The organism is Pseudoalteromonas sp. PAST1 (assembly GCF_021532515.1).
Lineage (GTDB): Bacteria > Pseudomonadota > Gammaproteobacteria > Enterobacterales > Alteromonadaceae > Pseudoalteromonas > Pseudoalteromonas simplex.
On sequence record NZ_JAKGBH010000018.1, the window covers coordinates 40,244 to 52,189 of the forward strand.

General features: G+C 41.8%; 10 protein-coding genes. All 10 read right to left on the minus strand.

The window, feature by feature from the left end; genetic code table 11:
• Positions 1-53 precede the first annotated feature (53 nt).
• The 10 genes from L1272_RS10730 to L1272_RS10775 all read right to left on the minus strand — a co-directional run bounded on the left by L1272_RS10730 (position 54) and on the right by L1272_RS10775 (position 11,942).
• Entirely contained in the window at positions 54-2,807 is a 2,754-nt protein-coding gene (locus tag L1272_RS10730; RefSeq protein WP_235373354.1) for a hypothetical protein, read from the minus strand.
• 291 nt (positions 2,808-3,098) lie between these two features.
• The gene (locus tag L1272_RS10735) at positions 3,099-4,406 is read right to left on the minus strand and encodes a tetratricopeptide repeat protein (RefSeq protein WP_235373355.1); all 1,308 of its coding nucleotides are present in this window, start codon (positions 4,404-4,406) and stop codon (positions 3,099-3,101) included.
• A 17-nt stretch (positions 4,407-4,423) separates the two neighbouring features.
• Positions 4,424-5,029: an energy transducer TonB gene (locus tag L1272_RS10740; protein WP_054552071.1), complete on the minus strand. Its 606-nt coding sequence runs from the start codon at positions 5,027-5,029 to the stop codon at positions 4,424-4,426.
• 12 nt (positions 5,030-5,041) lie between these two features.
• Positions 5,042-5,455: an ExbD/TolR family protein gene (locus L1272_RS10745; RefSeq protein WP_036971869.1), complete on the minus strand. Its 414-nt coding sequence runs from the start codon at positions 5,453-5,455 to the stop codon at positions 5,042-5,044.
• A gap of 45 nt (positions 5,456-5,500) precedes the next feature.
• Positions 5,501-6,028 (minus strand): MotA/TolQ/ExbB proton channel family protein, encoded by a 528-nt coding sequence (locus L1272_RS10750; protein ID WP_054552070.1) that lies wholly within the window; start codon positions 6,026-6,028, stop codon positions 5,501-5,503.
• 3 nt (positions 6,029-6,031) lie between these two features.
• Complete coding sequence (locus L1272_RS10755) at positions 6,032-7,399, minus strand: MotA/TolQ/ExbB proton channel family protein (protein WP_054552069.1); 1,368 nt, start codon at positions 7,397-7,399, stop codon at positions 6,032-6,034.
• Between the two features lie 10 nt (positions 7,400-7,409).
• Positions 7,410-8,162 (minus strand): DUF3450 domain-containing protein, encoded by a 753-nt coding sequence (locus tag L1272_RS10760; protein WP_235373357.1) that lies wholly within the window; start codon positions 8,160-8,162, stop codon positions 7,410-7,412.
• Positions 8,163-8,338: 176 nt separating this feature from the next.
• Positions 8,339-8,944 carry a DsbA family protein gene (locus L1272_RS10765; protein ID WP_235373358.1) on the minus strand — a complete coding sequence of 202 codons (606 nt, stop codon included), beginning with the start codon at positions 8,942-8,944 and terminating at the stop codon, positions 8,339-8,341.
• Positions 8,945-10,024 (minus strand): diguanylate cyclase, encoded by a 1,080-nt coding sequence (locus tag L1272_RS10770; RefSeq protein ID WP_235373360.1) that lies wholly within the window; start codon positions 10,022-10,024, stop codon positions 8,945-8,947.
• Between the two features lie 19 nt (positions 10,025-10,043).
• Positions 10,044-11,942: a methyl-accepting chemotaxis protein gene (locus L1272_RS10775; RefSeq protein ID WP_138616700.1), complete on the minus strand. Its 1,899-nt coding sequence runs from the start codon at positions 11,940-11,942 to the stop codon at positions 10,044-10,046.
• Positions 11,943-11,946: the final 4 nt, after the last annotated feature.

The window sequence follows — 11,946 nt, forward strand, 5'->3', positions numbered from 1 at the left end:
CAGAAAGTTGTTTAAAGGTGCTAAACACGTTGTTTAGCACCTCGCTTACTGTGTTATTCCAGACCTACCGTCCAACCTTCAGTCCAGTTGTTATCAGCAGATACTGCACCAATGTGCGTTGTTGTATCGAAGAAACCGTCGATTGCTTTCACGTCTGTCGCTGTTGTTGTATCGATAGTAAAGATACCATTTACAACTTGCGTTTGACCTGTAGCAACTAAGTTACCTAATGTGTTTGTCCACCAGTTTTCAACGCTGAAATCTACACCACTTGGGTCTTTGAAGTTTTCAGAACATGCAATCACTGATGATTTAATCATTAAGGTACCATCTTGGGCATTGTTCACTGTTTCACTTTCACCAGAAGCTGCACCTTCAATCTCAAGACATTCGCCCATGCCTTCAGGGCCCGTTACGATTGTGTTATAGATTTGCGCACCCGTACCTTCACGGAAGTACATACCTTCTGAGTCATCTTCACCGTCAAAGGTATTACCAATGATTGTTAAGTTAGCAATTGTTGGGTTTGACTTAGGCGTTTTAGACGGTGTAGACCCATCGTTGTCTGCTTCAATACCACGGTTCGCGTCTGAGTTATCAGCTGCTTGCTTAACAAGAATATGCTGCATTTTACCTTGGAAACCATTGTCCCAGTCGATGCTGTCATCTTGAATGCTTGTTAGTACTAAGTACTTCGCTTGTACGTTACCACCGAAGAATTCAACACCGTCATCCGCGTTTTGGTGAACTTGCACATACTCAACAGTAGTACCAGAACCAACACCACCGAAAGTAATACCGTTTAATTCGTTATCTGGTGCGATTTCGTAACCACCATTCATCACACGAACATAACGCAGCGTACCTGAGTTGTCCGTTGTATCAGTACCACCGAACACGGCACCTGACTCCACACCTTCAACTTGAAGTGCACAATCGCCTTCTGCTGGACACTTGTTCGATGGTGCATTACCAAGAAGAACTAAACCACCCCATTGGCCCGCAGCTGTAGTGCCGCCCATAACATCTTGGCTTGAAGTGAACGAGATTGGCTCATCTTTAGTACCGTTAGCATTAATTTTTGAACCACGGCTAATTACTAAGTAATCATCACCTGTACGGCCATATACTGTTACGCCTGGCTCAATTGTTAAAGTTGCTGAATCTGCATTATCTTCACCTACAAATACAGCACCGCTTAATGCATAGTAGTTACCCGCTGTAAGTGTTAAATCTGCAGTAATGCGACCAGACACTTCACATGTTGTTGTGCTGCCATCAACTGGAGAAATTGACGTTGTACCTGATGGACAACCTGCTACAGCTGGTGGTGCCGTTACTTCACCGCCACCGTAACCAAATGCCCAACCTTCACGCCAGTCATCTGAGTCATTTAATGCACCAACAAAGTCAACTGTATCGAAGAACGCATCAACAGTATTTGCTACATCTTGGCCAGCACCTAGTAATGGCGAGCCTGCAATTGGTTGACCGTTTGCACCAAGCATTGGCTTGTCATTGATTACGTTACCAGATTGTGCTGTAAACCATGTTTCAAGCTCAAGTAACGTGTTGCCGCTACCATCAACTGGATTTTTGAAGTTTTCGCCATTAGTACACGACATAAACGTGTTTTGCATTAAGATAGTGCCATCGTTAGCGTTATTTACTGTTTCGCTTGCACCGTCTTCTGCACCTTCAATCTCTAAACACTCACCCATTTCATCAGAGCCAGTGATCACTGAGTTATAAAGGTGTAAACCTGTACCTTCACGAAGGTAGATACCTTCAGCATCATCTTCACCATCAAAGTTGTTACCGATGATTGTTAAGTTAGAGATGATTGGTAATGATTTTGGTTCTTTAGAAGGTGTGCTACCGTCGTTATCTGCTTCGATACCACGGTTTGCATCTGTTGAATCAGGATCTTGTTCAACATAAACGAATTGCATTTTACCTTGGTAACCATTGTCCCAGTCGATGCTATCGTCATCGATGCTTGTTAATACAACGTGCTTAAGGTTTACTGCACCACCGAAGAATTCAACACCATCATCTGAATTATTGTGAACTTGTAAGTATTCAACTGTTGTACCAGAACCTACAGCACCAAACGTAATACCATTTAGTTCGTTATCTGGTGCAATTTCATAACCAGCATTTTTAACAACAACATATTTTAATGTACCTGAATTATCTGTGTTATCCGTACCGCCAAATACAGCACCTGATTCAACACCTTCAACTTGAAGAGCACAATCGCCTTCAGCAGGACACTTATTAGAAATACCATTACCAAGAAGCACCATACCGCCCCATTGGCCTGCAGATGTTTCATCACCCACTACATCTTGCTTAGAAGTAAAGATGATAGGGTCGTTTTTAGTACCTGTAGCTTCAATTTTAGAGTCACGGCTAACAACTAGGTAATCAGAGCCGCTGTTACCGAATACGACCGCACCTGCTTCAATTGTTAATGTTGCACTGTCTGCTTTATCGTTACCAACAAATACTGCACCATCAAGTGCCCAGAATGCGTCTGTTGATAATGTTGTATCTTCTGTAATTACGCCTGAAAGAACTTGAACTGTTACATCACGACCTAATGCAGCAGATACTTCATTCGAAAGGCTTTGGCTGTATACACCTGGTAACTCTTCAGTTGTTGGTGGTGTAGTTGGGTTAGTAGGTGTAGTTGGTTGCTCAACTGTTTCGTCCACGTTGATGTTGATGTCACCACCGCCACAACCTGCTAAAGAGATTGCTGTAGCTACAAGACTAACCTTGAATAAGCCAGATAATTTCATTGTTCACTCCGTTAAGATAGATATTTAATTATTGTGTTAGCGCATAAACTCAAGTCACCGAAAAAGCACTGCAAAATAATGCTTTTGGGTCACTTGAGTTTTAAACTGCGACTACCTTACGGGAGCTGTATGACAAACTAGTTACACTTTAATAAACATAAAATGACAATATTAATTATTTAAAAAAGAGTAAGTTAGTAAATTTTAGGAACGGAAAAAAGCCGCCCGAAGGCAGCTTTGGTGTTGCGATTATAAATTAGTTCTTTTGTACGCTTACCTGTTGAATACGATTTAGAGTAAAGCGGTACGTAATGTTTCGGCGTGCACTTTTTCACGCTTCACATACTTGATCCATTGCTCAGCTAAACGCTGCGACTTTTTGTGTTTTTCCGCTTGCTCAAACGCTAAAATCGAGGCATCAAAGTTTTGTAAATTGTACTGCGCCATACCTAAGGCAACATACACATTTGATTCAAACTCTAAGCCTCCTTTATCTAGGGCTTTACGTGCAGCATCCGCTGCTTCTTCATATTTTTCAAGGTTAATGCTTACCTCTGCAATACGTTGTTCGTACTGACCATGCGACACTAAATCAGCGGCTTTTGCAAAATAAGCAAGTGACTTTTCACCCTCTTTTGCTTGTACCATTGCTTCTGCAACAAAGGCATAGTTTTTCGCTGATTTTTCAGCGACACCGTCTTGCATAGCTTTACTCATCACGTTCGCCGCTTTAAAAGCCAGGCCGTTGTATAAATAAACTTGCGATAATTGACGTAAATCTGATTTAGATTTCATGAAACCTTGTTGATATGCCGCTTCTAAAATCGCTAATTGTTTTTTTTCTGCGCCCGTTTCACCGTACATGCCACCTAACTGAACCCAGTACTCTGGCTTGTTGTAAAGCTTAACTAAACGCTCAAGTACCTCGACCACCTTGTCAGACTGATTAAGTGAGTAATACATAGCACGCTGTAAGATTAACCAGTTTTCTTTTGGCATTTCACCTTTGCTGTCGGCTTCAGCGATAGCAAGGTTAATGTTCTCAATGCCTTTTTGGTAATCTTTAAGCTGATAATACGCTTGAGATTTTAATACGTAATAAGCATCTGTTTTCGGCTTGTCGTTAATCACATCCCACTGTGCTAAATATTTGATTACCTTTTCGTAATCGCTATTAGCCATGGCAAGTTGCGCTAAGCTAAAGGTGGTGCTTACACGTAATGTTTCTGGAATAGCATCTTCGTTTACTACTTTTTCAAACGAGGCAATTGCTTTATCAAGGTCATTTTCGTTGTAGTAAATAAAACCGTAGAAATTATGCATCATGGCAATTTCATACGAGTTCATGCTTGAAGAGCGCTCTTGAATACTATCAAGTGCTTCTAGCCCTGCTTTTGCATCACCATCATCAGCCAGCTTTTGTGCTCGTGCTAATTGGCTATACACTTTTTCACGCAGTGCAGGTACTCGTTTGGTTTTTTGCTCCTCAGCGTAAGCTGTTGCCAGTGTGACACCTGGTAACATGCTAACAACGCTTGGAATTACCAGGCTGCTTGTGAAAGCAGCCGCGCAAATCACGGCAACTTTTAAAGGTTTCATAATCGCATTCCTCTTTTCTAACCGTTAATTTGGAAAGAAATTTTGTTCTGTACGCCCGCTACTTCAACAGCTTCACCGTTAACAACGCGCGGTTTATATTTAAATTTAAGTGCTGCATCCATCGCAGCGCGGTCAAACAGTGATTCTGGTTCAGCTTTAATCACTTTCGGGTCACGAACTGTGCCTTGCTTGGTTACTGTAAACTCAACAATCACATAGCCTTCGATACCACGCGATAAAGCTCGGCGCGGGTAAACAGGCGCTACTTTTACAATCGGTAGGTATTCACCATCGCTTGATTCAAGGGCTAAGCCGCCAGCTAAGTTAACGTCGGCTTCAACACTGGCACCAAAGTCAAAGTTGGCATTACTCGCGTTAGGATCACTGTTTTGCATTTGCGGTGATTCCATTGGCGGAGGTGGCTCTTTTGGCGTTGGTGGCTTTTGCGGTTTACGTTCTTTCTTTTGCACTGTCTCTTCTTTTTTCAGACGAACAAAATCAAGTACGTTTCCTTTTACGGGCTCAGACATGGCCCCTTCACCACCGGTGATCAGTGCCTGCATGCCTAAAAACAGCATAACAGTCACGATACCAGCGATGATTAATGCAACTATATAACGCATTGCTCACATTCCTTATGATGCTTCTTGCGCAGCAATCGACACATCAAATGCGCCTGCAGCACGCGATGCATCCATTACTTTAATAAGTACATCGGTTGTGGCTTTCTTATCAGCTTGAATAACCACGCTACCTTGTGGGTTTTCAGCTTTTAAGCGCTCGATATTTGCTTGAACTGCACGAACATCTACTTGGCGTTTGTTGATCCAAATTTCACCTTTGTCAGAAATAGCAACTAAGATGTTGGCACGCTCTTTTTTCACTGCTGTTGCTGCTTCAGGGCGGTTTACATCAATACCGGCTTCTTTTACGAATGATGCAGTTACGATAAAGAAGATAAGCATGATGAAAACAACGTCTAGCATTGGCGTCATGTTGATTTCTTCAGCGTCGTCTTCTTGAAATAAGTTACCTAGTGGCGCTCTCATTATTAGTCTCCTAGTGGGTGATGCTCACATCACCCTAAAATTCGTTTAGTGGTCTAAGACCATGTTGTCTTCAAGTAATTGCACTTCGCGTTTTGCACGACGTTGTAAGAACGTTGATGCGAAAACCCCTGAAAGTGCACCCACCATGCCGGCCATTGTTGGAATAGTGGCTTTAGACACCCCTGATGCCATCGAACGTGCACTGCCTGTGCCTGTGATTGCCATTACATCAAATACTTCGATCATGCCAGTTACGGTACCTAACAGACCTAAAAGTGGACATAACGCAACCATTACGTTGATTAGCGCAAGGTTATTATTTAGTTGCATGCCAGCGCGTGAAATCATCGCTTGGCGAATTTGCTCTGCGTTCCAGCTGTTACGCTCTGCTCTATTGCTCCAAGTGCTTTTTACGTCTTTCTTGTAGCGTTTAAAGCCACCAAAAAAATACATAAAACGCTCAAGTATCAATAACCACATCGCGAAGATGAGGACCCCGATGACCAAGAGAACTTGGCCACCTGTGTCGAGGAAATCACGTAGAGCATTGATTGCATCAATCAATAGCACCATGATTTATGCTCCTTTCTCGCTTCGCTCTGCGATGATACCTGCGCTTTGCTCTTGTAAAATCAACAGCATGTTTTTAGAGCGCGTGTTAAGAAGTGTGTATAAGAATACTGTAGGGATAGCCACAACCAGACCAAGTACCGTTGTTACAAGTGCCTGAGAAATACCACCCGCCATTAGTTTAGGGTCACCTGTACCAAACAAGGTAATTGCTTGGAAGGTGTTAATCATACCGGTTACCGTACCTAGTAGACCAAGTAGTGGTGCTACCACAGAGATAATCTTAATTAGCGTCAGGTTACGAGTAATTTTTGGCATTTCACGAATGATTGCTTCGCTTAATTTAAGCTCAAGCGTGTCGTACGCTACATCTGGGTACTGATCTTTCACTTTCATTACGCGACCAAGAGGGTTGTCATCACGTGCCACTGTGTCTTTAAGCTGACGACGGATTTTGCTACCCATAATCATCAGAGATACAAAGCGCTCAAGTGCAATTAGTAAAGCGATTAAGCCAACACCTAAGATAATGTAACCAACTGTACCACCTTGATGAACTTGCTCCTCAGTATCTGGTGCTTGAACTAAAAGACCTAAAATTGAACCGCCAGTTGGGTCAAGTGCAAACGGTACAACACCTGAGTTTGCTTGTTGTAAATCAGCAGCCGTTGCTGTGTAACGGCTGCTAGGCTGACGCGTAAGCTGGCTGATTGTATTTGTAGCTGGTGTGTACTCTAGGTATTTACCATCAGCGATTAAGTTAAATGCACCAACGCGCACCACTTCTTTTTGTGCTTTGCTGCCACCTTCGACGATAACATCTGTTGTAAAGCGAGATACTTTACCTTGCTCAGTCATTTCGCGCTGTAATTCAAACCATACTTTTTCGATATCATCGATAGAAGCAAGCTTTGACGTTGAACCCATTTTTTGTGCCAGCTCATCCATGAAGTTACTACGACCAGGAAGCTCTGCAGAAACAACTGACGTCATGAATTTATTGCTTGAATCACCCGCTACTTGTTGTAACACACCGAATAGCTCTTTAAGTGAACCCATGCGGTTTGAAAGCGTGTCTGTTAAGTTAGCTAGCTTTACTTCGTTTTCTTCAAACTGAGTTTCTAAGCGCTCCGACTCGTTAAGCATTGCAGTACGTTTTGCTTGTGTATCTTTGAGCATTTGTACTTGTTCGTTTTGACGCGCCATGAACTCTTGTTCACGTTGTTTATTTTCAGCGCTTTGCTGTGCTTTACCTTGCTCTAATGTTTTTAGTAATGAGTCTAAATCCATTGGCTCAGCTGCTAGGCTGCTACCAGCAAAACCAAGGCCAGCTGCAAACACGGCCATTTTTGTCATTTTCGTTAATAATTTCATCTCAAACCTCTTATTCAGCAGCGTGGACTGGCAGTGTTAACATATCTGGGGCAAGTTGCTTACGTGCAATGCGTAAACCTTTGTTGATTTGGCTGATTGCAGAATCTGGTAATTCAACAAACGATTTTGTTTGTGTATCCCAGCTACCTGCTTTTTTGCCGTCGCGTGTTAAATAAATAAGTTCTAAACGACCGATGCGTAAGAAATCCACTTCGCGCTCTTGACCATCTACGTTAAGTAATGCTGTGTACGCTTCGATAGTGCGACCGTAATCTACTTCTACTTGGTAAGCTTCAAGTAAGCGGCGGAATTTTTCACTTGAAGTAATGTCTGCGCGGTCCATCATTTCTTTTAATGATGCAATACGGTTGCTACGTTCTTCAGTTAAGAAAGGCACGTCTAGTGCAACGAATTGCTCAAGACCTGTGATCATACGCATCATTAACGGCGTAATTTGACGCTCAATAACTGATACCTGATCCATTGACTCGTTTAACGCGTCCATTTCTGCAATTTGGTTGTTTAATTGCTTAGTAAGTTGCGCGTTATAAACAGTTAAGCCGTCAATTTCTTTATTAAGGGCTTTGAATTGTTGTAAACGACCTTGCATTGAATCTGCAATCTTGTCGATTTTAGTTTGTGATTGCGCTGCAGATTTGTTTATCTCGCTGCTTTTATCAATTACTTTATCTAGATCGTTTGCATGTACTGCTGCAGATGCCGCTACAATACCTGCTAAAATCAGTGGTTTAACGCCTTTCATCGCATACACCTTTACTCGTTAAGTTAGCTTAATTTGCTAGTTGGGTTGTTTTATTGTGCGAAAGGATAACGATGAAAAATGACAAGCATGTTGCGCAAAAAATACAAAAATATGACAGCTGTAACAATTAGTTTATATTGCGCAAAGATAAGTCAAAAGTTGCAGGGTTTCGGGAACTAAATATGAGATGTTATTTGCTGATAAGTACTTTGCCAGTCTTGATAATTAACAGGGACAGCAGCATAGAGCCCTTTATTTTCAAGGACTAAAGACGGAAAGCCTTGAATTGGTAAGTTTCTCGCTTGGTTTATTTCGTCCATAAGTAATGAATTTATTTTTTCACTTTCTATTTCTTTAAGGAATGCGTTTTTTTCTAACCCTATTTGCTCAGCAAGGCTTGCAAGGGTGCTGATGTCAGATGGATTCTGTGCATCTAGGTAGTAGGCTTTTTGAATGGCATAAAGCATCTCTTGCTCTTTATTTTGCTGCCTTGCGACAAGCACTGCACGGCATGCTGGGTAAGTAGAACGGCGCGGTTGCGCGGTATGCCAAAACTCATGATTAAATGGTGTGCCAAGTTGCTGCTCAATGCGCTGCCATGTTTGCTGTAAAAACTGCTGCATTTCTTTTCGCATTGGCTCATCTGAATCAGGCGCAAGGCCACCCACTTTATATTCAATAGCAAGTTTGTCGCCAATGGCTGCTTGAAGCTTTAACCAAGTTTCTCTGAAGCCCCAGCACCAACTACACATTGGGTCATAAACATAAATTAGCTTTGCCATTTAATTAACCTCACTTAAACCTGATACAACTAGATTGCGCCCTTTTGCTTTGGCCTTATACAAGTTTTCATCAGCATGCTTAATTGCTTTACTAAATTGGCTTCCCCTTTCGAGGCTGGCAATACCAATACTGCAAGTTATAGATATAGATTGCCCAACATCATAGGGGATCTGTTTTTGAGCAACAAAAGCGCGCAACTTTTCAGCTACAGAGTGTGCAATTGTTAGCCCTGTTTTAGGTAGCAAAATAATAAACTCTTCGCCGCCATAGCGTGCTTTTATATCGGTTCCTCGCAGTTTATCGTGCAACATAGAAGTAAATGCAATAAGTACTTGATCACCAAAATCATGGCCATAACTATCGTTGAGTGACTTAAAATTATCTAAATCAATTAATAATACCGACATAGGTAAGTAGTTTGCCGCTTCAGCTTCAAGGCGGGGTTGAATATGTTCATAAATATAACGACGATTAGCAAGACCTGTAAGTGGGTCAGTCAATGCATCGCGTTTTTCTATTAAGGTAATACCAGCAATTTTTTGATGGCTTTTTTGTCTAAAGTATTCACTAATCGCAGCGAACAAAATTACTAAACTAAAGGACGCTAAAAAGCGTGAAGTTTCAACTTGCCCATAGTGTGCTTGACCAAAATTAGGGCTAAACAGCAGTGCAACTGCACTAGCATACATAATCCCAACCAACACACTGCCCACTTTTAACCCTAAGGTGACATAAGCCACAATAGGGTAAAACATTAGCCAATATAAAGCGGTATTCTCTTTACCGCCGGTGTACACTAAGGCCAGACAAAGCAATAAGATAATAGATAAAATAATGCAGCTAACAGGCACCAGAGCACCTGTGCGAAAGTAATACAGCATGCACAGCACGATGGTTACATCACTCACAACCAACATAATAGTTAATGGTAAAGCGTAAATTTGATAGTTAGATAACACCAACGAAGTGATTAAAACAATGGCAAAAAAAGCCATGGTAAATAAGGTGAAGGCACGGCGCTGTTTATCCGCCGTGTCGACACTGTTTAAAGTAATGGCATTAAGCCAGTTTTGATCCAAGATTGCAGTCTCTTAACAACTAAACTTTAAATTTGAGCACTAATTTTTCGAGCTCATAAAACTGGGCTTTTAATTTTGTACACTCGTTTAAGGTGTTATTCAGATTGCTCTGGCCTTGATTAGAAAGCTCGCTAATTGAGTGTATGTCACTGTCTAGGCTTTGAATGACTTGGTTTTGCTCAGTCGTGGCATTTGCAACACTGTGGTTCACCTCATCAATTGACTCAATGGCACGAGTTACTTCAGCCATTTTATCGCCTGCTACATGTGCTTGTTCAACACTCTTTTCGCTATCACGAATACTTGCAGTCATTACTTCAACCGCAGACGCAGAGCCTTGTTGTAACTGAGAAATTGTGTCTTCGATTTCTTGCGTTGATTGCTGTGTACGATGCGCAAGTTGGCGTACTTCGTCGGCGACAACCGCAAAGCCTCGACCCGCTTCACCCGCACGGGCAGCTTCAATTGCAGCATTAAGGGCTAGTAAATTAGTTTGCTCACTAACCCCTTTGATCACTTCAAGCACTTGGCCGATGCTTACGGTGTGTGCATCTAAACTATTAATGGTTTTTTGCGCCTGCTCCATATTACGAGACAAGGCATTAATTGCCGTTAAATTATCAGCTAATGCAGATTGGCTTTGTAATGATTGGCTGTTAGCACTGGTTGCTAAGGTTGACGCATTACTTGCACTATTTGAGATTTCTACCGCACTCGATGTCAGTTCATTGATTGCAGTTGCTACGTTATCTGTACGCTTTGTTTGGTCAGCATACATGTCGAGCGTGCCTTGCGTTTGATTAACTAAACTCTCAACTAAGCGCTCAAGCTCAACGGTGGTATTTTTAACTTGCTCGATTGATGTATGAATCTTCTCGATGAACGCATTAAAGTAATGGCTCAACTCACCAAACTCGTCATTATTTTCAACTTCAAGACGACGGGTTAAATCCCCCTCGCCTTGTGCAATATCCTTAATTGCATCGTTCAAGCGCTGCATTGGGCGCATTAAGTAGCGAAGTAAAAACTGCATCATCAGTACAATCGCGACAATACCTAACAGCATATAAATAGCTGCCATATTTCTAAATGAGGCAACCGATGAATAAGCTATTTCTTCGTTAATAACTACACCTAAATACCAATCAACGTTTTGAATACCTTTAACCTTGGTAAACGATACTAATTTGTCTGAGTCATCAATTTGAACTTCAACGAACTCAGATTGAAGCGATAAGTCTTTGCCAAATAAGTCACGCATGTTTTTATCGATAAACTTCGTTTCTGGGTGGCTTAAAATATGCCCTTCGCTATCAAGTAAAAAGCCATAACCAAACCCTAAAAAGTCAATTTCGTTGACGATTTTGGTAATCGTTTTCATGTCGATGTCGGCACCCGCAACACCACTAAACACACCGTTTGCTTGCATTGGCGCTACAGCAGAAATAGTTAGTTCATTGGTAGTTACATCAATATAAGGGGCTGTAAACGCAGTACTGCTTTTATTTTCAACAAGTTTGTACCATGGACGTTTGGTAGCATCGTAATCAGGTGGTAAAACAACCGATTGATCATTCAATACAAAAGTGCCATCAGTGATACCAATATAGGTATTTTTAAAATCACCTGCTTTGTCGGCTGTGTTTAGTTGTTTAAGTGTTAACTCTTTACTATCACCTAGCTGATAGGTGTCTGCGACAGACGAAACAATCGCTAATTTAGCGTTTAACCAGTTAGCTATATTTTGCGATACTGATTGAGAAATCTCTTGCAGAACAAGCGAAAGCTGCTCCTGCGTTTGGCTGCGCATAGAGACGAAGTTATTGACGGTAAATAATCCGAGCACAATCACTAAAACCAGTGATGCAGCCGCAGTTACCTTGGTGGTAAATTTCAAAGTGCTTTTGGAGCTTTGCATGACA

Bases quoted from the DNA above. Each gene is read 5' to 3' on its own strand.
- L1272_RS10745 (WP_036971869.1), bottom strand. From the start codon at position 5,455: ATGAGAGCGCCACTAGGTAACTTATTTCAAGAAGACGACGCTGAAGAA.
- L1272_RS10755 (WP_054552069.1), bottom strand. From the start codon at position 7,399: ATGAAATTATTAACGAAAATGACAAAAATGGCCGTGTTTGCAGCTGGC.
- L1272_RS10740 (WP_054552071.1), bottom strand. From the start codon at position 5,029: ATGCGTTATATAGTTGCATTAATCATCGCTGGTATCGTGACTGTTATG.
- L1272_RS10735 (WP_235373355.1), bottom strand. From the start codon at position 4,406: ATGAAACCTTTAAAAGTTGCCGTGATTTGCGCGGCTGCTTTCACAAGC.
- L1272_RS10775 (WP_138616700.1), bottom strand. From the start codon at position 11,942: ATGCAAAGCTCCAAAAGCACTTTGAAATTTACCACCAAGGTAACTGCG.
- L1272_RS10750 (WP_054552070.1), bottom strand. From the start codon at position 6,028: ATGGTGCTATTGATTGATGCAATCAATGCTCTACGTGATTTCCTCGAC.
- L1272_RS10760 (WP_235373357.1), bottom strand. From the start codon at position 8,162: ATGAAAGGCGTTAAACCACTGATTTTAGCAGGTATTGTAGCGGCATCT.
- L1272_RS10765 (WP_235373358.1), bottom strand. From the start codon at position 8,944: ATGGCAAAGCTAATTTATGTTTATGACCCAATGTGTAGTTGGTGCTGG.
- L1272_RS10730 (WP_235373354.1), bottom strand. From the start codon at position 2,807: ATGAAATTATCTGGCTTATTCAAGGTTAGTCTTGTAGCTACAGCAATC.